Origin of the sequence: Xanthomonas fragariae, from assembly GCF_017603965.1 — a bacterium.
GTDB classification, from domain to species: domain Bacteria; phylum Pseudomonadota; class Gammaproteobacteria; order Xanthomonadales; family Xanthomonadaceae; genus Xanthomonas; species Xanthomonas fragariae_A.
In genome coordinates, this window is sequence record NZ_CP071955.1 from 3,955,761 (window position 1) to 3,979,661 (window position 23,901).

At 62.8% G+C, this 23,901-nt stretch carries 20 protein-coding genes, 1 other RNA gene and 5 pseudogenes; 12 read left to right on the top strand and 14 right to left on the bottom strand.

The window, feature by feature from the left end:
• Position 1 precedes the first annotated feature (1 nt).
• Positions 2-810 (top strand): annotated as a pseudogene (locus J5I97_RS18840) (tryptophan 7-halogenase); the annotation flags it as partial.
• Between the two features lie 106 nt (positions 811-916).
• Entirely contained in the window at positions 917-1,927 is a 1,011-nt protein-coding gene (locus J5I97_RS18845) for an energy transducer TonB (protein WP_208588151.1), read from the top strand.
• 105 nt (positions 1,928-2,032) lie between these two features.
• Here J5I97_RS18845 and J5I97_RS18850 read toward each other — a convergent pair whose 3' ends face one another.
• The 4 genes and pseudogenes from J5I97_RS18850 to J5I97_RS18865 all read right to left on the bottom strand — a co-directional run.
• Positions 2,033-3,226, bottom strand: a complete 1,194-nt coding sequence (locus tag J5I97_RS18850) for an ABC transporter permease (RefSeq protein ID WP_208588153.1) — start codon at positions 3,224-3,226, stop codon at positions 2,033-2,035.
• Positions 3,223-3,969, bottom strand: a complete 747-nt coding sequence (locus tag J5I97_RS18855; RefSeq protein WP_208588154.1) for an ATP-binding cassette domain-containing protein — start codon at positions 3,967-3,969, stop codon at positions 3,223-3,225. Before J5I97_RS18855 ends, J5I97_RS18850 begins: the two co-directional genes overlap by 4 nt.
• A gap of 31 nt (positions 3,970-4,000) precedes the next feature.
• Positions 4,001-5,563, bottom strand: coding sequence for an alpha/beta hydrolase (locus tag J5I97_RS18860; protein ID WP_208591830.1), 1,563 nt, complete (start codon positions 5,561-5,563; stop codon positions 4,001-4,003).
• A 62-nt stretch (positions 5,564-5,625) separates the two neighbouring features.
• Positions 5,626-5,724, bottom strand: a pseudogene (locus tag J5I97_RS18865) (helix-turn-helix transcriptional regulator); the annotation flags it as partial.
• Here J5I97_RS18865 and J5I97_RS20715 point away from each other — a divergent pair.
• Positions 5,720-5,900 (top strand): annotated as a pseudogene (locus J5I97_RS20715) (GH39 family glycosyl hydrolase); the annotation flags it as partial. The pseudogenes J5I97_RS18865 and J5I97_RS20715 sit on opposite strands and share 5 nt — an antisense overlap.
• A 3-nt stretch (positions 5,901-5,903) precedes the next feature.
• Here the strand turns inward: J5I97_RS20715 and J5I97_RS18870 are convergent.
• Entirely contained in the window at positions 5,904-6,737 is an 834-nt protein-coding gene (locus tag J5I97_RS18870) for a ferredoxin--NADP reductase (protein ID WP_208588155.1), read from the bottom strand.
• Between the two features lie 74 nt (positions 6,738-6,811).
• On the opposite strand from J5I97_RS18870, the gene J5I97_RS18875 reads away from it, so the two are divergent.
• From J5I97_RS18875 to J5I97_RS18895, 5 genes are all read left to right on the top strand, one after another.
• Positions 6,812-7,825 (top strand): ABC transporter ATP-binding protein, encoded by a 1,014-nt coding sequence (locus J5I97_RS18875; protein WP_238135746.1) that lies wholly within the window; start codon positions 6,812-6,814, stop codon positions 7,823-7,825.
• A complete protein-coding gene (locus tag J5I97_RS18880) occupies positions 7,822-8,631 on the top strand; it encodes an ABC transporter permease (protein WP_208588156.1) in 810 nt (269 codons plus the stop codon). Before J5I97_RS18875 ends, J5I97_RS18880 begins: the two co-directional genes overlap by 4 nt.
• A 1-nt stretch (position 8,632) precedes the next feature.
• Positions 8,633-9,211 carry a hypothetical protein gene (locus J5I97_RS18885; RefSeq protein ID WP_208588157.1) on the top strand — a complete coding sequence of 193 codons (579 nt, stop codon included), beginning with the start codon at positions 8,633-8,635 and terminating at the stop codon, positions 9,209-9,211.
• 122 nt (positions 9,212-9,333) lie between these two features.
• Entirely contained in the window at positions 9,334-10,272 is a 939-nt protein-coding gene (panE, locus tag J5I97_RS18890) for a 2-dehydropantoate 2-reductase (RefSeq protein ID WP_208588158.1), read from the top strand.
• A 334-nt stretch (positions 10,273-10,606) separates the two neighbouring features.
• Positions 10,607-11,122 carry a hypothetical protein gene (locus J5I97_RS18895; protein ID WP_208588159.1) on the top strand — a complete coding sequence of 172 codons (516 nt, stop codon included), beginning with the start codon at positions 10,607-10,609 and terminating at the stop codon, positions 11,120-11,122.
• Between the two features lie 221 nt (positions 11,123-11,343).
• Here the strand turns inward: J5I97_RS18895 and J5I97_RS18900 are convergent.
• From J5I97_RS18900 to hppD, 6 genes and pseudogenes are all read right to left on the bottom strand, one after another.
• A pseudogene (locus J5I97_RS18900) lies at positions 11,344-11,587 on the bottom strand (IS3 family transposase); the annotation flags it as partial.
• Positions 11,588-11,730: 143 nt separating this feature from the next.
• Positions 11,731-13,035, bottom strand: coding sequence for a homogentisate 1,2-dioxygenase (hmgA, locus tag J5I97_RS18905; protein ID WP_208588160.1), 1,305 nt, complete (start codon positions 13,033-13,035; stop codon positions 11,731-11,733).
• Positions 13,036-13,277: 242 nt separating this feature from the next.
• On the bottom strand, positions 13,278-14,132 hold the full coding sequence (locus J5I97_RS18910; protein ID WP_208588161.1) for a hypothetical protein: 855 nt from the start codon (positions 14,130-14,132) through the stop codon (positions 13,278-13,280).
• A gap of 32 nt (positions 14,133-14,164) precedes the next feature.
• The gene (locus J5I97_RS18915; protein ID WP_208588163.1) at positions 14,165-14,617 is read right to left on the bottom strand and encodes an SDR family NAD(P)-dependent oxidoreductase; all 453 of its coding nucleotides are present in this window, start codon (positions 14,615-14,617) and stop codon (positions 14,165-14,167) included.
• Between the two features lie 563 nt (positions 14,618-15,180).
• Positions 15,181-15,255, bottom strand: a non-coding RNA gene (locus tag J5I97_RS18920) — sX9 sRNA.
• Between the two features lie 243 nt (positions 15,256-15,498).
• Complete coding sequence (gene hppD / locus J5I97_RS18925; RefSeq protein WP_208588165.1) at positions 15,499-16,614, bottom strand: 4-hydroxyphenylpyruvate dioxygenase; 1,116 nt, start codon at positions 16,612-16,614, stop codon at positions 15,499-15,501.
• 122 nt (positions 16,615-16,736) lie between these two features.
• On the opposite strand from hppD, the gene J5I97_RS18930 reads away from it, so the two are divergent.
• Positions 16,737-17,225: a MarR family winged helix-turn-helix transcriptional regulator gene (locus J5I97_RS18930; RefSeq protein ID WP_208588167.1), complete on the top strand. Its 489-nt coding sequence runs from the start codon at positions 16,737-16,739 to the stop codon at positions 17,223-17,225.
• Between the two features lie 304 nt (positions 17,226-17,529).
• Positions 17,530-17,676: pseudogene (locus tag J5I97_RS18935) on the top strand (IS4 family transposase); the annotation flags it as partial.
• Positions 17,677-17,725: 49 nt separating this feature from the next.
• On the opposite strand, the gene J5I97_RS18940 reads toward J5I97_RS18935, so the two are convergent.
• From J5I97_RS18940 to J5I97_RS18950, 3 genes are all read right to left on the bottom strand, one after another.
• The gene (locus J5I97_RS18940; RefSeq protein ID WP_208588169.1) at positions 17,726-18,316 is read right to left on the bottom strand and encodes a thioredoxin family protein; all 591 of its coding nucleotides are present in this window, start codon (positions 18,314-18,316) and stop codon (positions 17,726-17,728) included.
• Positions 18,317-18,327: 11 nt separating this feature from the next.
• Positions 18,328-19,848 (bottom strand): peptide MFS transporter, encoded by a 1,521-nt coding sequence (locus tag J5I97_RS18945; RefSeq protein WP_208588171.1) that lies wholly within the window; start codon positions 19,846-19,848, stop codon positions 18,328-18,330.
• A gap of 260 nt (positions 19,849-20,108) precedes the next feature.
• Positions 20,109-20,972, bottom strand: coding sequence for a tryptophan 2,3-dioxygenase (locus J5I97_RS18950; RefSeq protein ID WP_208588173.1), 864 nt, complete (start codon positions 20,970-20,972; stop codon positions 20,109-20,111).
• Between the two features lie 777 nt (positions 20,973-21,749).
• Here J5I97_RS18950 and pdhA point away from each other — a divergent pair.
• On the top strand, positions 21,750-22,838 hold the full coding sequence (gene pdhA, locus J5I97_RS18955; protein WP_208588175.1) for a pyruvate dehydrogenase (acetyl-transferring) E1 component subunit alpha: 1,089 nt from the start codon (positions 21,750-21,752) through the stop codon (positions 22,836-22,838).
• On the top strand, positions 22,831-23,901 hold the full coding sequence (locus tag J5I97_RS18960) for an alpha-ketoacid dehydrogenase subunit beta (RefSeq protein ID WP_208588176.1): 1,071 nt from the start codon (positions 22,831-22,833) through the stop codon (positions 23,899-23,901). Before pdhA ends, J5I97_RS18960 begins: the two co-directional genes overlap by 8 nt.

The window sequence follows — 23,901 nt, forward strand, 5'->3', positions numbered from 1 at the left end:
AATCGAAGGCCGTATCGGCACTGTCCAAACGGATCCGCACAGCGGTCATCTCACCGCCTTGACGTTGCAAAACGGCACGCCGGTGGAAGGCGATCTGTTCCTGGATTGCACCGGCTTCCGCGGCCTGTTGATGGTCAGACGCTGGGCGTGGGCGCCGACGATTGGTCGCACTGGTTGTTTGCCGACAGCGCATTGGCGGTGCAGACCGAATCGGTCGGCGCACCGGTGGCTTACACCCGCATCCCGGTGCAGCACCGGGTCGGCAACGGCATCGTGTATTCCAGCCGCTACATGGATCACGACAGCGCCGCGCAGATGTTGCAACGCAATGCCGAGTACAACCGCCAGGCGACCGAGAAGATCACCCATATCCGCGATTTCGTGATCCTGCATTACCACCTCACCGATCGCCGCGACACGCCGTTCTGGCGCGACTGCGCAGCGACCGATATTCCTGACACGCTGCGGCATCGGGTGGAATCGTTTCGCCAGAGCGGGTGGGTGTTCCATCAGGCCAACAAGCTGTTTGCCGAGAACTCGTGGGTGCAGGTGATGCTGGGCCAGGGCATCACGCCCAGGCACCACCACCCGGTGGTCGACCTGATGGGCGATGCGGAGCTGCGCCACTTTTTGGAAAACCTCCGCACGCGGGTGGAAGCGGCGCTGCTACTGCCCGCGCATGCGGACTTCCTGCGTCGCTACTGCTCGGCCCCGTCGCTGCCCGATCCGGCAGCACGCGTGCCGGCCGATACGGCAATCGCCCCCTGGCGGGATGAAATCCGTCCCTACCCCGGCGCAGCCCTTGGCTGAGACCGCCCCAGCAATGCTAGATTGCCGCTTTGCCGTTCAGTGTGGGAACACTGGCCGGCGCTTGCTGCAGCAACGTTATCTTTCGCATTCGAGGTAATACAAACGCATGTTGGATCTGACACAGGGCCGTTTGGCACGCCGGATCGCGCCGGTCATGCTGCTGATTGGCCTGGCCGCCTGCTCCAGGCAAGAAGATAAGCCCGCTACCGGCGCCACGCCTGCGGCACCGGCTGCTGTGCCGACGCCCGCCACGGCGGTGTCGCCGCAGGTGCAGTCGATGGCCGCCGACCAGTTGCGCGCATCGGCCACCGAGGCGTTGCAGGACAACCGCATGTACGCCCCGGCCGGCGACAACGCGGTGGAGTACTACCTGGCCTTGCGTGAGAAGCAGCCGCAGGACGCCACCGTCAACAGCGCGTTGACCGATCTGCTGCCGTACACGCTGATCGCTGCCGAACAAAGCATCAGCCGCGAAGAATTTCCCGAAGCGCAGCGGCTGATCGCGCTGATCGAAAAGGTCGACCCCAAGGCACCGGCGCTGCCGCGCCTGAAGGCAGGCCTGAGCGCGGGCATGCAGTCCGCTGCCAACCGCACCGAGCACGATGTCGAGCAGGCCAGGAAGCTGGTCGAGGACAAAGCCAGGCAGGCCGCCGAGCAGAAACGTCTAGCCGAGCAGCACACCCGCGAAACCGCCGCTGCTGCTGCCCAGCAGCTCGCCGCGCAACAGGAAGCCGCTCGCCAGCAGACCGCAGAGACCGAACGCCAGGCCAAAACCCCGGCATCGGCATCGGTAACGACCCCGGCGACCCCGGCGACCCCGCGCCCGGCGCCGGCTGAAGCAGCGGCGGCTGCACCGCCTGCGCAGTCGCTGCGCCCGATCAGCACCCCGGCGCCGCGCTACCCACTCGAAGCCCTGCGCGATGGCACATCCGGCGAAGTGCTGATAGAGCTCACGGTCGGCACCGACGGCGCGATCACCTCCTCGCGCGTACTACGCGCCACCCCGCCGCGCGTGTTCGACCGCGAAGCCCTCAACGCGGTCAAGCACTGGCGCTTCGAACCAGTGGCTGCACCGGTGACGACGCGGCGTACGTTGTCGTTCAATTCGGGGGGGTGATCGGTTGATTGATTGCGCGGTTGCATCGTTGCAGGTGTCTGAGCCAAATGAACGTAAAGCACTCGCACAGACGACATAAAGCTCACCGTCCTTCGGCAAAGAAACTCACCCGGAAATCGCCAACCGCTCCTGATGATAACGCCGCACCGCCGCATACCACAACACGACAGCCACACCGAAGCCGGCACACAAATACACAGCCCAGGTCTGTGCGTTGATCTGCTCGTGGCGAATCACCTTGAGCAACATCTGGTTCTGCGCCAGGAACGGCACCGCGAACTGCCATAGCTGGGTCTTCAGCGGATACGCCATCAGCGCGTAGCCTGGCAGCATCGGCAGCAACAACAGCCAGGTCATGTGCGCCTGTGCTTCCTTCATGCTCCTGGCGGCGGCGGCGAGATAGGTCAGCAGCGAGGTGCCGACGAACAACATCGGCACCAGGATGAAGAGCATCTGCAGCATCGGCACGAAACCGACATTGAGCTGGCGTCCCAGATTCGATGTCGACAGCTGCGCACTCAGCTTGAACGCCAGCAGCGTGAGCAACAACGACACCATGCCGATCACGCAGGCGGCAGCGATCTTGCCGCTCACGATCGCACTGCGTGGCGCGGGCGTGGCCAGCAACGGTTCCAGCGACTGGCGTTCGCGCTCGCCTGCGGTGGCATCCAGAATCAACGACGCACCACCCAGGAATGAAGTGATCACCAGCAGCACCGGCAACAGCATCGCCATCATCTGGCCGCGCTTGGCTTCGGCGGTGGCCAGATCCTGCGCGGCGATTTCCAACGGCCTGCTCACCTGCGCATCGATGCCGCGTGCCAGCAGGCGCAGTGCACCGACCTGCTGGCTATAGCCGCTGAGCGCGGCCTGCAAGCGCATGCTGGGCACGTCGGCCTCGCGGCGGGTACTGTCCTTGATGATCTCCACCAACGCCGGACGGCCGGCGCGCCAATCGTCGGCGTAGCTGGCGCTGATACGCAGTGCCACATCTACATCCTGGTTGCGGATCGCAGCGGTCAGATCGGCCGGCGCATCCACCGCATCAAGCCCTTGCGCGGCCAGAAAACGCACAAGGTTGGGCGCGCGTTCGCGGCCAATCGTGGGGATGTCCAACGGCTTGTCGATCTGCGTGCGCACGCGGCTCTCGCTCAGTGCGCCCATGCCGAGAATCAAGATTGGATACAGCAATGGCGACAACAACAACGCCAATGCCAGGGTGCGACGGTCGCGCGAGATGTCGCGCAATTCCTTACGCAACACTGTCCACACGGTGGCGAACAACGATGTGGTGCTCATGCGTGCAGTCCCTCGTCCGAGCCGATCGCCTTGACGAAGGCGTCTTCCAGATTGTCTTCACCGGTGGCAGCGCGCAGTTCGTCGGCGCTGCCGCAGGCCACCACCGTGCCCTTGGCAACGATGACGATGCGATCGCACAACGCAGCCACCTCTTGCATGATGTGGCTGGAGAAAATCACGCAGCGCCCTTCCGCACGCAGTTGCTGCAGAAAACCACGCATCGCACGCGTGGTCATCACGTCCAGGCCGTTGGTGGGCTCGTCGAGAATCACATTGCGAGGTTCGTGCACCAGCGCGCGCGCAATCGCGGTTTTGGTGCGCTGGCCCTGGCTGAAGCCTTCGGTCTGGCGATCGAGAATGTCGTCCATGTCCAACGCGACCGACAGCAAGCGCGTGCGCTCTGCGATGTGCGTGTGCGACATGCCATGCAGCTCCCCGAAGTAAGCGATGTTTTCGCGTGCGGTCAGCCGCTTGTACACGCCGCGCGCATCCGGCAACACGCCGAGTGCGCGACGCACCGTCACAGGGTCGCGCGCGGCATCCACGCCATCGACGCTGACGCTGCCCTGGTCGGGCGACATCAACGTGTAGAGCATGCGCAAGGTGGTGGTCTTGCCGGCACCGTTTGGCCCGAGCAGGCCGGTGATCTGGCCATCGGCGGCACTGAAACCGACCCCATCGACCGCTTTCACCAGGCCGGTCTTGGTCTTGAACGATTTGTGCAGGTTGTCGACGACGATCATGCGAGCGCCTCCGTGGCGTGGTCGGTGCGGCTCATGGTTCCCATCCGTTGAACGAGGTAAACGCGGGCACGGTGTTGAGATCGGCAACGCAGTGCGCATCCAGCGCACTGGCATTGGCGGTTTCCATGAACTGGGCCATGAGCTTTGGTATGCAACCCAGCGCCATGACGCTGTGTCCCTGGCCGGGTGCAACCAGATGCCGTCCGTTTGGCAACCCCTTGAGCACCACGTCGGCATAGCGAGGTGGCGTGACCGGATCCAGTTGACCGGACAACAGCAGCGCCGGCACTTGCGAACGCAGCGGTGCGGTGAAGTCGTCGGCGCGCTTGCCGGCGGGCCACACCGGGCAAGCGGCAAAGACACTGCGCGGGACAGTTTCGCCCAGCAACAATGCCTGGTGCTCGGGCGCCGGACGATAGCGGTCGGCATCTTCGGCGCACACCACCGACCACTGCATGGGCTGGTTGATCTGCATGTCCATGTGCGACAACGCCATCAACGGCGCGTAGCGGCCCGCAGCGGCTTCATCCAGCACCAGCGGTAGCAAGGCAGCGCTCTGCGGTGCGTAGGAGAACGTAAACGCAAGACCGACCACGGCGTCGGCCGTCACCCGGTCGCGCTTGATGGCGTTGGTGCGCACATCGCGATACTCCACCTCCGGCGATTCGGTCTTCAGCCGGTCCATGACCGTGCGCAGTTGCGTGCGCACATCGCCTGGAAAACGTGCGCGGCAAGCGGGGATCGCTCGACATTGTTCGGATTGCAGTATCAGTGCGTCTTCGAACGTGCGTGCGAATTCTCCGCTGATTACCAGATCGCTTGACGCAACACCATCGAGCACGATGACGCGCGTGTGCGCGGGATAACGCTTGGCATAATGCTGCGCCACGCGCGTGCCGTAGGACACACCGACCAGGTCGATACGTGGCGCGCCCAACGCTGCTCTGACTGCATCCAGATCGCCAATGGCTTCGGCAGTGGTGTAGTAACGCGGGTCGGAATGGCCTTGCAAGCCTCGGGCACATTGGCGCGCGTAGGCCGTCAATTGCTCTGGACTGGAGGACATGGTGGCCTGCAGTGGCGCGCCATCGGCAGTCTCACAACGCAACGGGTGCGATCCGCCAGTGCCGCGCTGATCGACCAGAAAAATGTCGCGTTTCTTGCGAACTTCACGTAATGCGGCCGCTGCCATGACAGAAACTTCGGTTGCCGACTGCCCAGGCCCACCGGCGATAAAAAACACCGGGTCCGGCGCACTGCCTGCGCCTGCATCGCTTTCCAGCCAAGCGATTTTCAGCGCGATGCTGCGGCCTTTCGGCGCGTTTGGATTTTCCGGCACGCGCAAGCTTGCACACTGCGCTTGGATGTTGCCGGCAGCGCTACCGGAGCTCAGCGTGCATGGTGAAAATTGCAGAGTGCCGTAGCGATTTCCGACAGCGCTGCCGACCTGTGTTTTTGCAGCGGGCGGCGGCGTGGCGCGCGGCACCGCCGCACCGCTATTGTCTGCAGCAGGCGCATCGGCGCGCTGGCATCCGGTGGCCAGCAGCGCGATCAGCAGCGCTGTCGTCATTGTGGGTTGCTTCACCATGTTCACCATGTCTCTCCTGGTAGTCACTATCCCTTGACGCTGCGTCCGGTCGGTTGTGACCGACGCACCTACTGCCCGTCTTCGTAAAGAAAAACGTGTTCGATCGATTCCCCAAACAAACGTGCAATGCGAAACGCCAATGGCAGGCTGGGATCGTACTTGCCGGTCGATCGGTGTGACGATCTGCCGATAGGCCCGGATCTCCCGGGCAGCTTGATCGGCAGCGATACGCAGGCGCAGCCGGCTCCGGCTGTGCAAGAGCCTGGATTTGGCTAGCTCCGTTTCCACAATGTCTCCCACGATGTACTTGGCACCGTCCATTAAGGTCGACGGCAAACTCGTCAACTCACGCCGCAGGCTTGGACGGCGGTGAGCTGACGTACTTTTCGCGGCGGATCTGCGCGCTCGGCAGGCCGGCTTCTTTCAGGGCCTGTACGCAGGTGTCCACCATGTCCGGGTTGCCGCACAGATAAGCGATATCGCTTTCGGCATCGGGCGCGAATTCGGCCAGGTGCTGTTGCACGTAGCCGTGCCGCGCATCGGCGTGCGGCTGGTCGGGCAGCTCGCGCGAGAAGCACGGCACATAGCGGAACTGCGGATGGGCATCGGCAAACGCGCGGAAGTCCTCGCCGTACAGCAGCTCGGCCGGGGTACGCGCACCCTGCAGCAGCACCACCTGCACGCCGCGGGTGGCGATCGCCTGGGCCAGCAACGGCAGCATCGAGCGGTACGGGGTGACCCCGGTGCCGGTAGCGACCAGCACATAGCGCTGGTTGTGGTCGCCCGGCGGCAAGCAGAAGCGGCCGTAGGGGCCGCTGGCCTGCAACTGGTCGCCGATCTGCAAGCCTTCGAACAGGGCGGTTGCCGAGCCGCCGGACACGAAGCTCACCGCGATATCCACCGCCTCGCCCGGTCCCAATGCGTGGTCGTGGATGGTCGCCAGCGAATAGCTGCGCTTGGTTGCGGTGCCGTCGGCGTAGTCGAAATGGATCTGGATGAACTGCCCGGGCTGAAAATCCAGCGGCTGCCCGTCATCACGCACGAACTGGCAGTGGGCCACGGTGGGCGCAATCATGCGCCGGTCGACAAGCTTGAGTGGGAATTGAACGGGCACGAACGTATTCAGGACAGTCTGTGATCGGGGCAACCCCCAACGGGCTTCTATAATAACGGGCTGCAACTCGCTGCGCCGTCACCCTGGCGCGAAGGACCCTCTTGACTGCCCTCTCTTCAACCGCGGCACCCGCGCTGCGCGTGTACGATCTGCACAAGACCTACGACAACGGCACCGAGGCGCTCAAAGGCGTTTCGCTGGACGTGGCACCGGGCGATTTCTTCGCCCTGCTCGGCCCCAACGGCGCCGGCAAATCCACCCTGATCGGCATCATCAGCTCGCTGGTGAACCTGTCCAGCGGGCAGGTGGATGTGTTCGGCACCGACCTGGTCCGTCACCGCAGCGATGCGATGCGCCTGATCGGGCTGGTGCCGCAGGAAGTCAACTTCAACCTGTTCGAAAAGCCCTTCGACATCCTGGTCAACTACGCCGGTTTCTACGGCATGCCGCGTGCCGACGCCGAGCGTCTGGCCGCAATGGAGTTGCGCCGCGCGCACCTGTGGGAAAAAGCCCAGGTGATGAGCCGTACGCTGTCCGGCGGCATGAAGCGGCGATTGATGATCGCCCGCGCGATGATGACCCAACCACGCCTGCTGATCCTGGACGAACCTACCGCCGGCGTGGACATCGAGATCCGCCGCGACATGTGGCGCGTGCTCAAGGACATCAACGCGGCCGGCACCACCATTATTTTGACCACGCATTACCTGGAAGAAGCCGAGCACCTGTGCCGTAACCTGGCCATCATCAATCACGGCCAGATCGTCACCCAGGGGCCGATGCGCGAGTTGTTGGCCAAGCTCGATGTGGAAGGCTTCCTGTTGGATATCGATGGCGATTTGCCGGCGCAGCTGCCGGTGATCGAAGGCACCACGCTCACCGCCATCGGCGGACACACGCTGGATCTGGATATGCCGCGCGCGATGGACCTCAACCGCGTGTTCGCCACGCTCGGCAGTGCCGGCATCCGGGTGCGCTCGATGCGCACCAAGAGCAATCGCCTGGAAGAGCTGTTCATGCGGCTCACCGGGCCAAGCGATGCACGCGCGGCGGAAACCATTCACGCCTCTGCCGCGGCGCCGGGCGACCGACCGGCAATGGCCGGACCGGACACTCCCAAGCCACTGCCGCCGCGCCACGGGGGCCAGCCATGAACACCAACGAGATCCGCACCGTGAGCGAACCCACCAACGCGCGCCGCAACTGGATTGCGCTAGGCACCATCGTGCGCCGCGAAGTGCAGCGCATCCTGCGCATCTGGGGGCAAACCCTGGTGCCGCCGGCCATCACCATGACACTGTACTTTTTGATCTTCGGCGGGCTGATCGGCTCGCGCGTGGGCGACATGGGCGGCTACAGCTACATGCAATTCATCGTACCGGGCCTGGTGATGATGAGCGTGATCCAGAACAGCTACGGCAACATTTCCTCCAGCTTCTTCGGCGCCAAGTTCGGCCGCCACGTCGAAGAGCTGCTGGTCAGCCCGATGCCCAACTGGGTGATCCTGTGGGGCTATGTGTCCGGCGCGGTGCTACGCGGGGTGATGGTCGGCGCGCTGGTGCTGATCATCGCGATGTTCTTCACCCCGGTGCGCATCCCGCATCCGCTGGTCACGCTGACTACCGTGCTGCTGGGCGCGATCATCTTTTCGCTGGCCGGCTTCGTCAACGCGGTGTACGCCAAGAAGTTCGACGACGTCTCGATCGTGCCCACCTTCATCCTGACCCCGCTGACCTATCTGGGCGGCGTGTTCTATTCGGTGAAGCTGCTGCCCGGCTGGGCCGAGGCCGCAACGCATGCCAACCCGATCTTCTACATGGTCAACGCGTTCCGCTACGGCCTGCTCGGCAGCTCGGACGTACCGATCTGGGTAGCCTACGCGCTGATGCTGGGCTTTGTCGCGGTGCTCAGCGCACTGGCGCTTTGGTTGCTACGCCGTGGCGTGGGGTTGCGGAGCTGATATGGATCGCAAGCATGCGACGCAGAGCGTGGAGGGCTATTCGCATGCGCTTCTCGCGCAGGCAGCGCGTTCTTTTCTCGATAGAAGCGAAGATACTTCCGAGCAACAACCTAACCATTATGCGTTGGGCGCGATGATGATGTGCTGCTTCGCGTTGGAGGCCTACTTCAACCAACTCGGGCATGCGCTGCACCAACATCAAATGCTTCGACATTTTCAAGATATCAAGGATTTCGAGCGCCTTGCGCCTGATAAAAAACTTCTAAGTCTGATTAGCGCGCTGGATAGTCAGCTGCAAAACATCCCGCATGCATGGGTGAATGAGGTGTTCCGCTTTCGTAACGAGGTGGCGCACGCAAAGCCTTATTCGCGAGAAAATAAGAATAAAAATTGGAAAGAGCCAAGGCCACTTATCCCCAACACTGACCCACCCTGGGCTAGGCAGGCAAGACCGAACGAAGCGCGTAGATTCGTGGAAAATATGGAGAAAATCATAAGCCACATGAATCAAGCTAGCCTGCAAAAGATAAGGAAAGATTTCCCACTAGATATCTTTGGCACAGCTAGTCAGGTCTACTGATCCAAACAAAAGGCCCCGGCGATTCCGCCAGAGCCTGATGCCGACTCGAGAATCCCCGATCCGGTTCCGATCTTAACACACTGCCTGCCGCGCTCAAACTATCAAGCTGAACGGAGATTTCAATGCATATCCTCATACTCGGTGCCGGCGGCACCGGCGGCTATTTTGGCGGGCGCCTGGCGCAGGCCGGCGTGGATGTAACCTTCCTGGTGCGCGATATGCGCGCGGCGCAGCTGCAGGCCGATGGCTTGCGCATCCGCAGCCCGCTGGGCGATGCCGATCTGCAGGTGGCGCACGTCACCGCGCAGGGCTTGCCGGCGTTGGTGGCGCAGCAGCCGTTCGATCTGGTGGTGCTCAGCTGCAAGGCCTACGACCTCAGCAGCGCGATCGAGGCGATTGCGCCGGGCGTGGGCGAGCACACCACGGTGCTGCCGATCCTCAACGGTTTGCGGCATTACGCGGCATTGGATGAGCGTTTCGGCGCAGGGCGGGTGCTGGGCGGGCTGTGTTTCATCAGCGCGACCAAGGGCGAGCACGGCGAGATTTTGCATCTGGGCAAGCCGGCGGCACTGACCTTCGGCGAGCGCACTGGCAATGCGGCATCGGTGCGGGTGCAGGCGATTGCTGCCGTCTGCACGCAGGCCGGCATCGAGCATGTAGCCAGCGACCACATCGCGCAGGAGCATTGGATCAAGTACAGCTTCCTCACCGCCCTGGCGGCGGCCACCTGCCTGATGCGCGCGCCGCTCGGGGCGATCGTCGCCACCGACGACGGGCGTGCACTGATCAACGGTTTGTACAACGAGTGCTTGTGGGCCGCCGACGCGGCCGGGCAGCCGATCCCCGAGCCTGCACGGGCCAAGGCGCTGCAGACCTTGTTGCAGGTGGATTCGCCGTTGAAGGCGTCGATGCTGCGCGATCTGGAGGCCGGCCAGGATGTGGAAGCGGCGCAGATCGTCGGCGACATGCTGGCGCGCGTGCGCGAGACCGGACGCAATGCGCCGCTGCTGATGGCGGCCAATGTGCACCTGCAGGCGTATCAGGTGTTGCGGCAACGCTGAGGCTGTTGAGGTATGCGTATAAACAGTTGCCCATCCGCCCTTCGGGCACTTGCTCCGGTGGAGAAAGGGTTGCGCGTGCGTACAACTCCCACGCTTTAGCACCGAGTGGACCTTTGCAGGATTTTAGGCAAAGGCAGGCACGTGCTCACGCGCGTTTCGATCAGGTTGGATGCGCGGCACTGCCACCATGCATCGCCACGCGGGCAAGGGCCCGCAATTCAGAAAAATATGGTTGTGGCTGTGACTGCGCCGCCAACCTCAGCATTGCCGTGCATTCGCGCTGCAACGACGCGGTGCGCACGATGCTTTGCATCCCTCGCTCGTCGTGCTCGCCATGAAACTGCTCAGCCACTTGTTCCGTGCCGGTCACCTGGTGATTCTGGCGTTCTTCGTGCTGTGCGCGGCGGGTCTGGTGGCGATGGCCGGGTTGGAGTTGTGGCACGGGTTTACACCCGGCGGCGACATGGTGGTGCGCGATCGTTTCAATGTGGTGCTGGAGGCGATCGGCCTGCTCACGGTGGCGCTGGTGACGCTGGAACTGGGCCAGACTATTTTCGAAGAAGAGATTCTGCGCGATGTCAAAGTCAGCGGGCCCACGCGCGTGCGGCGTTATCTGTCGCGGTTTTTCGTAGTGATCGTGATTGCGCTGGCGATCGAGACGCTGGTGTCGATCTTCGAGCTAATGCACGACGACCCGGCCAAGCTGCCGTATGCGGCCGCAGTAGGTCTGTGCGCGGCGCTGCTGCTGATCGCCTGGGGCGTGTTCGTCAAACTTAATCGCAGTGCCGAGGAGCTGGAGCCCGAGGCGATGGAGGAGACCAAACGGGAGGACCGCCAGGTTCAGGAGTGAGCGCAGCCTGAAAACCCTCAATACCCAATCACCGCAACGCTTTATAGGCCGCACAGGCGTGCCAGAACTGCCGGTTTTCGCTACGCTAAAGATCAAGCGAAAACTCGACGCATTGCATGCGCCGGAAGAGGCCAAGACCGTGACGCGACGGCAATGGCGGTCGCTGACCGTGGTAACGAAACCGGTCATGGCTTGAAGCGGCGATCAAGCTCTGCCTGAGCGAAATACGCCGACGCCTTGCGCAAGATTTCGTTAGCCTGCCTCAGCTCCGGTACTTCGCGTTCCAGCGCCTTCATCCATGCGCGCTCGTCCGTCGTCAGGCCCGAACGCTGCCCCTCGATCACGCTCGGCTCGACGCAACCGCAACCGCAACCGCAACGTCTCGGCCGTGCAACCGATTTTCCCGGCAATCGAAGCGATCGCTGCCCACTGCGGGCCATGCTCATCCTGACGCTCCAGCACCATCCGAACCGCTCGTTACCGCACTTCTGGCGAATACTTCACTGGCTCGTTCATCACTCCATCCTCTCAAGAATTGGAGCCTCCAGGAATCCCAGGGCGGTAGTTGGTCCGGGTGCCGCGTTGCGCAGCGCACATGCAAAACAGCGTTACCGCGTGGCCGGTGGCGCGAACGCTGCACGCAATCCGGACCAGCACTGCTGATAGTCGGCTTGCCGATGCGCTGCTTGCAGTGCCTGCTGGGTGGGTCGCAGCACTGCACGCGTTTCGAACATGAAGGCCATGGTTTCGGTCATCACGTCCGGGCGCGACAGATCGGCCTGCGAGGCCTTGTCGAAGGTGGCCGCATCCGGGCCGTGCCCGCTCATGCAGTTGTGCAGCGAGGCACCGCCGGGCGCGAAGCCGTCGGCCTTGGCATCGTAGACGCCGTGCACCAGACCCATGAACTCGCTGGCCACATTGCGATGGAACCACGGTGGGCGGAAGGTGTGCTGCGCCACCAGCCAGCGTGGCGGGAAGATCGCAAAGTCCATATTCGCAGTGCCGTGCGTGTCGCTCGGCGAGGTCAGCACGGTGAAAATGCTCGGGTCCGGGTGATCGAAACTGATCGATCCGATGGTGTTGAAGCGGCGCAGGTCGTAACGGTATGGCGCGTTATTGCCGTGCCAAGCGACAACATCCAGCGGCGAGTGGCCGATGTCTGCGCGCCATAAATGGCCTTGAAACTTGGCCACCAGTTCGAATGTACCTTCACGCTGTTCGAAGGCCGCGTGCGGCGTTTGAAAATCGCGCGCGTTAGCCAACCCATTCGAGCCGATTGGCCCCAGGTCGGGCAAGCGCAGCAGGCCGCCGAAATTTTCGCAGACATAACCGCGCGCGGTGTCATCCAGCAGCTCGACACGGAAGCGCACACCGCGAGGAATCACCCCGATCTGCTGCGGTTCCAGCTCCAGCACGCCCAATTCGGTATGCACGCGCAGCCGGCCGAGTTGTGGCACCAACAACAACTCGCCATCGGCATCGTAGAAGAAGCGATCGTGCATCGATGCGTTGGCCGCATACAAATGCACCGCGACACCAGACATCGCCTCGGGCCCGCCATTGCCGGCCATGGTGTAGAGACCATCGACGAAATCCAGAGGCGTGGACGGTAGCGGCAACGGGCTCCAGCGCAGCTGATCCGGCGGCACCGGGGCGGTGCCGAAGTCGTTGTGGAACTGCGACTGCGTGATCAGCGAAAACGCGCCATGCACAGCTGCGGGGCGAATGCGGTATAGCCAGCTGCGCCGGTTCTCACCGCGCGGCGCGGTGAACGCCGTGCCGGACAACTGTTCGGCATACAGCCCATGCGCCACACGCTGCGGCGAGTTCTGCCCGACCGGCAAAGTGTCGGCCACCGCCTCGGTGGCGAACTCGTTGCCGAAACCGGTCATGTAACGCTGGTTGTTTTGCATGGGTACGTATCCGGACAGACCTCTGGCGAGGCGGAGACGGAACCCCTCTCCCACCGGGAAAGTGGTTGGGGTAAGGATACAGTGCCGCGCCATTCTTGAGGATCGCCTCGCTCACCACATCCGGCGAAAGCAAAAAGCAGCGATGTTCCAGAAACACAGCACCGTCCAGGACTGCACGAAGTTGCACAGGCAGATGGCCACCCGCAGCGGGCTGACGAGATAGGTCCTGCCATGCTCCCCGGTTAGACACCATCGGCGGCTGCGGCCGGTGTCGGCGCGCGCCCGCGCAGCCGCCTCCAGCGGTCTGCGCACCTCAGCAGGAAGTACTTCCAGAGGTGCGCGCGATATTCGGCAGCCGTCAGGCATTGGGCAATCAGCACGGCGTCGCCCGCATCCACATCGACATGCTCTGCCCAATACCGCGCCAACCCCGAGGCCTCGCTGCCGGCCTTGCTCAACGGCCGCCCATACAGGCGGCATGGGTAGGCCCGCTTGATCACCGATGTCTGCAGGTCATACTCGCGCCCGGGCAAGATCCGCGCCGCCATGGCCGTCAGCACCCGCTGGCTGCGCCCCGGGTCGCGCGGTTGTCCGCCGCGCAGCCGCGGTGCCACCGAATCCGGCTGCATGCTGAAGGCAAGGCGGTACACGTTCGGATTCTGCGTATGGAACACGAATGACATTGGCCGCCACCAGGGTGCCGCTGCGCGCCCCATTTCCAGCGTCAGCAATGCTCCCAGCGTTATCTGGCCCATCACCGGCCGTGCCGCCGGCCGCAGGTCCATCTCATCGATGTACAGCACGCGCTCACCGCCCTCATGGAAGTTGCGCGCAACACTGAAGCCAACCAACTCCTCGCCGAGAAACGCCAGCCAGACACCATGCACGCCGTCGAAGAAGTCCGGTAGGCTGGACCAATAGCACGAGGTGTCGACCTGATACAACTCATCGGTAACCGTAGCGAACGATTTCAGCAGGTGCTGCTGCAGGTCGCCGGGCAAGCGCCGATGCGGCTGGAGGATGACCACCAGGTGGTAACGTCCGCGGGGCAGGAACGGCAGCCCTTCCCGCTTCAGCGCTGTAGCAATGGATTCCACACGCAGCTCCTTAGTTATGTTGCGTCATTGATTCACCCTGCGGCGCGGACATTGCCGCGACGGCGACAACTGCCAATGTCGTGGTGCCAGTCGCGCACCAAGCGCCAGCAACCGGTTGCCCAGGCAATGGATATGCACGCGTTTTCCCGACTGCAACGCGCGATCAGCATGGGGCGCGACCTGCCCGGGTCGGCAAGGTCTCCCCGCAGCGTGAAGGTATCGGCCCCGTGCGCACGTATCGCCTGGGCGCGTTGTTCCAGCGCCGCCAGATCGCGGCTTACCAGCACCACATCACGGCTATCGCGCGCAAAGCAGTCGGCGCATGCGGCACCGATTCCCGAACAGGCCCGGGTGATCAAGGCAACCGGCCTGGAGCCCATCGTTGCGTCCGCCATCATGCCTGCTCCCACACCGATGAAGTCGGCGAACGTCTCGTGTGTGGTAACGGTGCCGTCGAAGTCGAACAGGGCAAGATCCATAGTCATCGGTGCGGATAAGGGCTACCCGCTGCCGGTGCGTGCACAGGCGGCGAAAAGAAGGACGGCCAGCAACAGTCGGCCGGAGATACCCCGTCAGTCACGCGCCGACCCTCTGCGCTGCATTCGCTGGTATGCAGTCATTTCCCGGCGACTTCCACTTGGAAGGGTCGCGGGAACACCAGCTGCACACGCTTGGCGCCGCTGCCGTCCACACGCACGCGCTCCTTGATGTCAATCATCGCCGAGCGTTAGATGCCACCTGGTACACCGACCTGATTGTGCTGCCACAACACCGAAAGCGCCGCTTCTCACGCGCGGCGTCGCTCTTGGTCTTGCTGGCGGCGTAACCGAGCTCGCCCATTGTAACAGAGCTCGCCCCCGTCACCGCCTCGGTGCCGGGATAGCTCTGCAGCAGGTCTTGCGCCGTACGAACACGCCATGTCCCGGTTACGTGCCGGCATCGCGCGGTCGTAGCGCTGCACCAGCTCGGTGACGGCGGCCTCCTTGCGCCAGGCCTCCGCGACCTGCCGACAGCCGCCGTCGTTGCATTGGCGGGCACACCTTAGAGCAGCTAACAAACGTAGCGAGCAGTCGCCAGGTGGGTGCGGACGGCGCGGAGGAACCGCAGCGTACGCGTGGTACATGCTGATTCCGAGCACCGGCCGCGCCCGCCCGGCGGTGAGCGCAGTAGTTTTGATAGCCGCTCTCAATTCTTGGCCGCACCAACTGTGCCTAGACCGAGCCTTACAACCAGCGGGACCAGATGCCGGTACCTAACTGAGGCGGCCTGCATTCTGCATTGGGGCTGACCTTTCAAAGCACCTTGCACTCAACTTCCCAAACGCACTGCGCTCAACCATCAAAGCGCCACGCACTCACCCAACGACTCAAAGCACCCCACGCCTCATCTGATCGCGTTCGATGCTCTCGAACAGCGCCTGAAAATTGCCTTCGCCAAAGCCTTCATTGCCCTTGCGCTGGATGATCTCGAAGAAAATCGGGCCGATGCAGTTCTGGGTGAATATCTGCAGCAACTTACGCTGCTTGGTGTCGACGTCGGCGTCGATCAAAATCTTGTTGCGACGCAAGCGTTCGACATCTTCACCGTGATCGGGAATGCGCAGATCCACCACGTCGAAATACGCATCCGGTGTATCGAGGAAGGCCACGCCGGCCGCGCGCATCTTTTCCACGCTTGTGTAGATGTCGTCGGTGAAGCAGGCGATGTGCTGGATGCCTTCGCCGTGGTAGGCGTCCAGGTACTCGTTGATCTGGCTCTTGGGGTCGGATGACTCGTTGAGCGGGATGCGTACGATGCCGTCCGGCGCCGTCATCGCCTTGGACACCAGCCCGGTCTTGGCGCCCTTGATGTCGAAGTAGCGGATCTCGCGGAAGTTGAACAGGCGCTCGTAGTAGTCCGACCAGCGCTGCATATTGCCGAAGTACAGATTGTGGGTCAGGTGGTCGATGAAAGTGAGTCCGAAACCAGTCGGGTGCTGATCGGCGCCCGCAATCGGCTCGAAGTCGGCGTCGTAGATGCTGCCCGCATCGCCATAGCGATCCACCAGATACAGCATGCAATCGCCGATGCCCTTGACCACCGGTGCAGGCACTGCGCGCGTATCGGCCTTGTCCTGGACCGCCTCGCCGCCGTTGTCCAGCACCGTCTGCAGCACGGTGTCGGCCGGGGTGCGGAAGCGGATTGCAAAACCGCAGGCACAGGGGCCATGCGCGGCGGCGAAGTCGGCGGCGAACGCATCGGGGTCTTCGTTGAGCAGGAAGTTGACCCCACCCTGGCGATAGACGGTAATGGCCCGGCTGCGGTGACGCAGCACTGCGCTGAAGCCCATCTTGCGGAAGTAGTCGTGCAGTTGCGCTACCTGGTCGGCCGGTGCGGCGAATTCGACGAATTCGAACCCGTCGATCCCCATCGGATTGTCGAAAGTGGTGACCTGCATGCCTGGATCTGGGCGGGTGACGCTGGTATTGGGTTGTGTACTCATCGTCGTTTCTCCACGCTGGACAGTCCGCAGGGCTATGCGGATTAGCAGAAGACCCGCGAAAATGCACAGGCCACTTTCAGCTTGTAGTTGCAAATGAAATCAAAATCAAGGCACAATGCAGCATGAGCGATCTCGACGCCCCCAGTCCGCCGCAACATCCTGTGCTGCTCGACCTCGAGCAGTTCCTGCCGTATCGTCTCAGCGTGCTATCCAACCGCATCAGCAGCAATATTGCCAAGGTCTACGGGGATCGTTATGGCATGGCCATTCCCGAGTGGCGGGTGATCACCATTCTGGCGCTGTATCCGGGTTCTTCGGCCAGTGAGGTCTCCGACCGCACGGCAATGGATAAAGTGGCAGTGAGCCGCGCCGTGGCGCGTCTGCTGGAGCGTGGCTTCATACGGCGCGAAACCCACGGCGATGACCGCCGTCGCTCGATGCTGGCGCTGTCGCCGGCCGGGCGCCAGGTCTACGAGACCGTCGCCCCGCTGGTCAACGAGATGGAGCAGCGGCTGATGTCGGTGTTCAGCGCAGAAGAACAGCAGATTCTGGAAAAGTTGATCGATCGCCTGGCCAAGGATGGGCTGCCGCGCATGGCCGGTAAGGACTAATTTTTTACGCACGGCGAGATGCCGCGTAGGCGGTCGGAAGTGCGTCGCGTTGGCACGTTGGGCGTACCAATGCACGCCGCGCGGCGAATCCGATGCTGTGGCGGCAGCGGGTCCCTTGTTTCGTTGCGCCTGCCGTTCGCACGCACTTCGAAGTCCCGATACGCTCCAACAAAAACCCCCGCATAGCGGTAATGCTGTTCACTTAAGCAAATGAGTCACCGAAAATCCGATACCAGACCTCTGGTATCGGATTTTTTTGTGTCCCTTCAACAGCAGCTGTTCGACCTTGGCGACCTGTCCGGCTTCCGCCACAGGAAGACGCCTATCCCAGCTTCGCTCAGGCATCGCGAGCCTGTTCCTCGATCACCGTCCAAGGCCTACGCGGCCAAGGACGGTGAAGATCTCGAAGACCCGCTATCCGGTAGATCGAAAGGCTGCTCCGCTTAAGTGAACAGCATTACCTCAGTGCGGGGGTTTTTGCATGACGCTGCAGCGAAGACTCACGCCTGCGGCGGCGCCCACTGCTTGAGGAAGTCGAACAGCTTCTTGCGATCGAAGCCCTCGCCTTTACGCAGTTCCGGGCCGGCCTGGGTGGTCAGCAGCTTGCCATCGTTGTCCAGCACCAGCAGCGACGGGTAGTCGTTGAGCTGAGCGAACTGCGACAGGAACGCGGCGTTTTCGTTGGCGGCATCGCGATTGATCTTGACCACCACGAAGTGCGCATCGCGGAAGCTGCGCAACTGCGCATCGCCGCCCATCAGTTCATCCAGCGCCTTGCACGGCTCGCAGGCCGCGTTGCCGACGTTGAGCACGATGCGCTTGCCACCACGCTTGGCCTCGACCTTGGCGGTTTCCAGATCGGCGGCGGGATCGCGCGAGGGATCGTACTGCGCGTTGAGCGCCGCGGCCGCCGCGATATCGGCTGCGGTCGGCGTATTGCCCGAGGACACCGGTTGGCTGGGATCTGCGCTCGGCGGCTTCTGCATCGAGGTGTCCAACGGCCGTGGCGCCTCCTGTGGGCTGGTGGTCTGCCCGCAGGCGCTTACCAGACCCGCCAGCAGCAGGCAACAGACAATGGGTTTGATCGACATTGCTGTTCTCCTCACTTCACGCCATGCATCAGTTTGTTGACCAACGGGGCAATCAGCAGAAGCAGCACACCCGCAGCGATCAACGACCAGAAGCCAAAAGTGTAGCCCTTCAGTGCAGAGGCCACGGTCATACCGGTTTCGCCACTGACCACCGAAGCGAAGATGCCCGACAGATTGTTGCCGATCGCGGTCGACAGAAACCAGCCACCCATCGCTAGGCCCACCACCTTGGCCGGCGCCAGCTTTGTCGTCATCGACAAGCCGATCGGCGACAAGCAAAGCTCGCCGACGGTTTGGATGACATAGACCATGAACAAGGTCCAGAAGGGAATCTTGCCGACTTCGTCAACCCGTTCGGACAACGCGTACATCAGTAGTGCAAAGGCCAGGCCGTTGAAGATCAGCCCTAAGCCGAACTTGCGCGGAATCGACGGATTGGCCGATTTCAGCGCGATCCACAGCCAGACAAACACCGGGCCAAGTACCAAGATTGCCAGCGTGTTGACCGATTGGAACCAGCCCACCGGGAACATCCAACCGCCCAGATCGCGTTCCACGATGTTCTGCGCGAGGAAATTGAATGAACTGCCCGCCTGCTCGAAAAACATGAAGAACATCACGTTGAACACAAAGACGATCAACATGGCGATGGCGCGGTCGCGGTGTACTTTACCCTCGCCAATGCCTTCGAACAGGATCAGCCCGCACAGGGCAAGGAACAAAATGGTCAGGATCCAACCGAGGATGCTGGCGTCGATCAGCAGCAGACCATAGGCGACCGGAATGGCAACAAGTGTGCCCACCAGTACCGCCAGGATTCGGCCCATGCCTTCTCCACCGGCCGGTGGCAAGCCGACCGGCCCGAGCTGGCGACGTCCCAACAAAAACCAGACAAGACTGATCAACATGCCTACGCCCGAAGCGATGAACACGTACTTGTAAGCCGGCATCGACTCTGTACCGAACAGCTTATCGGCAAGCAGGCCGGTCAGGATCGGCGCGAAGAAGCCACCGGCGTTGATACCCATGTAGAAGATCGTGAATCCGGAGTCCCGCCGCGGATCATTCAGCGGATACAACTTACCGACCATGGTCGAAACGTTCGGCTTGAACAGGCCGTTGCCGGCGATGATTGTCGCCAGGCCGAGTTTGAACACCTGATCGTTCGGTACCGCGATCAGGAATAGGCCAATCGACATGACCACCGCACCGATCAGCAGCGAGCGCTGGTAGCCGATAAGTCGATCGGCGACGAAGCCGCCGAACAGCGCCGAGGCATACACAAGTGCCAGATAAGCGCCGTAAAGTCGATTGGCCGGTGCTTCGCCAGCCCCAGAGCCCTGGCGGAACTCGGCCACGATATAAAGGGTCAGCGCCCAACGAATGCCGTAGAACGCAAAGCGTTCCCAGAATTCGGTCATGAACAGCATCCACAGCGGCCGGGGGTGGCCGAGCAATGTGGGGAACCCGGGAGGCGCAGACGGCTGCGGCGGAGTGGAAGCGGAAGTCGGCGCAGTAGCGTCAACACTCATGAGGTGCCCCTTGCGTATTCAGTGATGGCTGGGTGCAGCAGGGCGAGCCCTGGGCGACGCGCGAGGATCACTTAGACGTCACCTCGCGTCAAATTCGCCGGACTTGGAAACGTGACGGCGGCCGGTTGGATGCTGGGGGTTTTGGCTGGGTCTTAGCTGCCTTGGCTTCACCGACTTGCGCTTTCCCAGCCTCAAGCTCTACCAACGTCAGCTTTCTCTCCGTCTCTGCCTCGCGCAGCCTCGCCACTGCTGCCAACCGGCTAACGACTCTCTAAGCCCACCGACGTACGCACATCGAACAATTCCGGGAAGAACGTCAGCGCCAACGCCTGCTGCAAAAAGCCCACGCCACTCGACCCACCGGTGCCGCGCTTGAAGCCGATCACCCGCATCACCGTGCGCATATGGCGGAAGCGCCATAGCTGGAACTGGGTTTCCACATCGACCAGGTCCTCGCATAGCGCGTACTCGCGCCAGTAGCGATCAGTGTTCTCGTAGATGCGCTCGAACACCGGTCGCAGCGCATCATCGGCCACGTGCGCGCAGGTCCAGTCACGTGCTTGATACTGCTGCGGAATCGCATGCCCGAAGCGCGCCAGATAACGCAAAAATTCCTCGTAAAGGCTGGGCGCTTCCAGCACTTCGCGTAGCTGCGCCTGGCCCTGCGGGTCGTAGCCGAACACCTGCAGCATCTGCGGGTTCTTGTTGCCGAGCAGGAACTCGATGTAGCGGTATTGCAGCGACTGAAAGCCCGACGAAGGCCCAAGCACATCGCGAAAGCCCATGTACTCGCTCGGCGTGAGCGTCTCCAACACCGACCACTGTTCGGTCAGCTGGCGCAGCACCTGCTTGCTGCGCGCCAGCACCTTGCGGCACTGCCAGACCTGATCGTTCTGCAGATGCATCATCGCCGCGCGCAGCTCGTGTGCCAGCAGCTTCAGCCATAGCTCGGCGGTCTGGTGCTGGATGATGAACAGCATCTCGTCGTGGTGCGCCGGCTCCGATAGCGGCTGCTGCGCGGACAGCAATCGATCCAGCCGCAGATAGCCGCCGTAGGTCAGCCGCCCCTCCAGATCGGTGTGGATGCCGGGTTCCAGATCACGCAGGTTCTTGTCGACGGGCATAGCGTAGCGCTGACGATGGGGTCGGCCAGGGTAGCGCAGCAGCGGCCCGGCTTCAGCCGGCTGCCGCTGCTGCGGGATTGGTAATTGGGCAGCGGTTGAGGACCCAGGTTTCAACATAGATGCAGAAATTGGGGGCGAGGCATCAACCTTGGAAGTCGGAACTATTCGCGCGCAACAGACTGATGCGTGCGCCTGTATTGTGCCGCAGCTGCAGCGCCCGCTTTTCTCCAGGAACCTGCCAGCGTAGGCGACCGGTGCGTCAACCCTGAAAAACGCAGCCACTTCCAGCCAGGCAGTCGCAGCCGCTGCGAAAGTCTGCAAATTTATGCAGAGTCCAACCGCACTGCCGGCCAAGGACGTGGCCGGACCAGGGGAGCGTTTCAGTCTCAAGGATCAGGGGACTCTTATCTCGTGCATGTGTTGCAGCGTCGTGCACCTTGCTTATCTGTGCGCTGGCGGTTGCCAGCCGCACTGAGCGGCGTGCCCACCAGCAATGCCGATCCGGTCGGCTACGGCGGCAATGCCAGCGCGCCCAAGACAACGCGTCCACGCCGGCTCCCAGCAGCTGATCGTCGCCCTGAATCGGTGGAGGCACCGACCAGCTGATCGCAGCGCAACACGTCGTATTTTTTACTGCGACAAAGGGCGCGCCCTGGGCGCCCTTTTTTGTGCAACCCAGCATCATTGTGTGTTGCGGTGCAGAACGGCTTTTTGCATCGCCCTGCTTAACATCGCAACTCATATCATTTGCAACTTCCTGATGAAGGTATCGCAACAATGAGCGTAGCCGCGCAGTTCGAAATCGAATATCTGCACTACATGGACGCGGATGGCCAGTTGGTCCGCGACGACCTGCCGGCAGACGCCGCCAACTCGCAGCAGTTGCTCGCCCTGTTCAAGCGCATGGTGTTCGTGCGCACCTTCGACAGCAAAGCGGTCGCCTTGCAGCGCACCGGCAAGCTGGGCACCTATGCCGCGTGCATCGGCCATGAAGCCACGCATGTCGGCATCGGTGCCTCGATGCGCAGCGGCGATGTATTGGCACCCAGCTATCGCGAATACGGCACCATGTTCGAACGTGGCGTGCGTCCGCGCGATGTACTGCTGTACTGGGGCGGCGACGAGCGCGGCAGCGACTACCCGCGCGACGCCGATGCGGCGATCGACTTCCCGATCTGCGTGCCGATTTCCACCCAGTGCCTGCACGCGGCCGGTTCTGCGCTGTCATTCAAATTGCAGGGCAAGCCGCAAGTTGCGGTGGCCTGCTGCGGCGATGGTGGCAGTTCCAAGACCGACTTCTACGCTGCGCTCAATGCGGCCGGTGCGTACAAGCTGCCGCTGATCCTGTGCGTGATCAACAACGGTTGGGCCATCTCGGTGCCGCGCTCGGCGCAGACCGGCGCTCAAACGCTCGCACAGAAGGGCCTGGCCGGCGGCCTGCATTGCCTGCAGGTGGACGGCAACGATTTGATCGCGGTGCTTGAAGCGATGCGACAGGCACGCGCACGAGCATTGGCTGGCGACGGCGGCACGGTGATCGAGTTCCTGACCTATCGCTTGTCCGACCACACCACCGCCGACGACGCACGGCGCTATCGCGGCCAAGAAGAGGTCAAGCAAGGCTGGGCGCGCGAACCGCTGTTGCGCCTGCGCCGCTATCTCACTGCGCAAGGCCTGTGGGACGACGCCCAAGAAGCCGCCTGGAAAGCCGAGTGCGGCGCGCGCGTGGACCAAGAGATCGACGCCTATCTCAATACGCCGGTGCAACCGGTCAAAGCGATGTTCGATTACCTCTACGGCGACCCGCCGGCCGAACTGTTGGCACAGCGCGCCGAAGTGATGGCCATGGAGGCCCGTCATGGATGAGCTTAACCAGGTGCACGTCGCCGCTTCGCAGCACGCCAGCGCTCCCTACAACGCCGCGGCAACGCGCGGAGAGATCGCCATGAGTTCGCCCATTACCCTGATCGAAGCCATCACCCAGGCGCTGGCCTGGGAGCTGGAACACGACCCCGCGGTGCTGGTGCTGGGCGAGGATGTCGGCGTCAACGGCGGCGTGTTCCGCGCCACCGCCGGCCTGCAGCAGCGCTTCGGCAGCGACCGCGTACTGGACACGCCATTGGATGAAACCACCATCGCCGGCCTGAGCGTGGGCCTGGCCGCGCAAGGCATGAAGCCGGTGGCCGAAGCGCAGTTCGATGGCTTCGTGTATCCCATGGTCGATCATCTGATCTGCCACGCCGCACGCCTGCGCAACCGCACCCGTGGTCGCCTGCATTGCCCGATGGTGCTGCGCGTGCCGTGGGGCGGCGGCATCCGCGCGCCGGAACATCACAGCGAAGCCAACGAGGCCATCTTCACCAATGTGCCCGGCCTGCGCGTGGTGTTTGCGTCCTCGCCGCAGCGCGCCTATGGCCTGCTGCTGGCCGCGATCCGCGACCCGGATCCGGTGATCTACATGGAGCCCAAGCGCATCTATCGCCAGTATAGGGAAGTGGTCGCCAACGATGGCGAAGCACTGCCTCTGGATGTGTGTTTCGTGCTGCGCGACGGCACCGACGTCACGCTGGTCACCTGGGGGGCGCAGGTCAAGGAAGCGCTGGAAGCGGCCGACAAACTCGCCGGCGAAGGCATCAGTGCCGAGGTGATCGATGTGGCCACGCTGCGCCCGCTGGACTTCGACACGATTGCCGAATCGGTGGCAAAAACCGGCCGCTGCGTGATCGTGCAGGAAGCACCGCGCACGGCAGGCTTCGGTGCGGAAATCGCCGCGCGCCTGGCCGAGCAATCGATGTACGACCTGCTTGCGCCGGTCGAACGCGTCACCGGCTACGACACGCATATCCCGCTGTTCCGGCTGGAAATGAAGTATCTGCCAAGCGTGGAGCGCATCGTCACCGCCGCCCGTCGCGCGGTGGCCGCCGGCTGA

What these genes read in the sequence shown, in the direction of transcription:
- pdhA (WP_208588175.1), top strand. Translation starts at nt 21,750, where the DNA reads ATGAGCGTAGCCGCGCAGTTCGAAATCGAATATCTGCACTACATGGAC.
- J5I97_RS18845 (WP_208588151.1), top strand. Translation starts at nt 917, where the DNA reads ATGTTGGATCTGACACAGGGCCGTTTGGCACGCCGGATCGCGCCGGTC.
- hppD (WP_208588165.1), bottom strand. Translation starts at nt 16,614, where the DNA reads ATGAGTACACAACCCAATACCAGCGTCACCCGCCCAGATCCAGGCATG.
- J5I97_RS18880 (WP_208588156.1), top strand. Translation starts at nt 7,822, where the DNA reads ATGAACACCAACGAGATCCGCACCGTGAGCGAACCCACCAACGCGCGC.
- J5I97_RS18915 (WP_208588163.1), bottom strand. Translation starts at nt 14,617, where the DNA reads ATGACTATGGATCTTGCCCTGTTCGACTTCGACGGCACCGTTACCACA.
- J5I97_RS18950 (WP_208588173.1), bottom strand. Translation starts at nt 20,972, where the DNA reads ATGCCCGTCGACAAGAACCTGCGTGATCTGGAACCCGGCATCCACACC.
- J5I97_RS18885 (WP_208588157.1), top strand. Translation starts at nt 8,633, where the DNA reads ATGGATCGCAAGCATGCGACGCAGAGCGTGGAGGGCTATTCGCATGCG.
- J5I97_RS18855 (WP_208588154.1), bottom strand. Translation starts at nt 3,969, where the DNA reads ATGATCGTCGTCGACAACCTGCACAAATCGTTCAAGACCAAGACCGGC.
- J5I97_RS18940 (WP_208588169.1), bottom strand. Translation starts at nt 18,316, where the DNA reads ATGTCGATCAAACCCATTGTCTGTTGCCTGCTGCTGGCGGGTCTGGTA.
- J5I97_RS18945 (WP_208588171.1), bottom strand. Translation starts at nt 19,848, where the DNA reads ATGAGTGTTGACGCTACTGCGCCGACTTCCGCTTCCACTCCGCCGCAG.
- J5I97_RS18960 (WP_208588176.1), top strand. Translation starts at nt 22,831, where the DNA reads ATGGATGAGCTTAACCAGGTGCACGTCGCCGCTTCGCAGCACGCCAGC.
- J5I97_RS18930 (WP_208588167.1), top strand. Translation starts at nt 16,737, where the DNA reads ATGAGCGATCTCGACGCCCCCAGTCCGCCGCAACATCCTGTGCTGCTC.
- J5I97_RS18850 (WP_208588153.1), bottom strand. Translation starts at nt 3,226, where the DNA reads ATGAGCACCACATCGTTGTTCGCCACCGTGTGGACAGTGTTGCGTAAG.
- hmgA (WP_208588160.1), bottom strand. Translation starts at nt 13,035, where the DNA reads ATGCAAAACAACCAGCGTTACATGACCGGTTTCGGCAACGAGTTCGCC.
- panE (WP_208588158.1), top strand. Translation starts at nt 9,334, where the DNA reads ATGCATATCCTCATACTCGGTGCCGGCGGCACCGGCGGCTATTTTGGC.
- J5I97_RS18895 (WP_208588159.1), top strand. Translation starts at nt 10,607, where the DNA reads ATGAAACTGCTCAGCCACTTGTTCCGTGCCGGTCACCTGGTGATTCTG.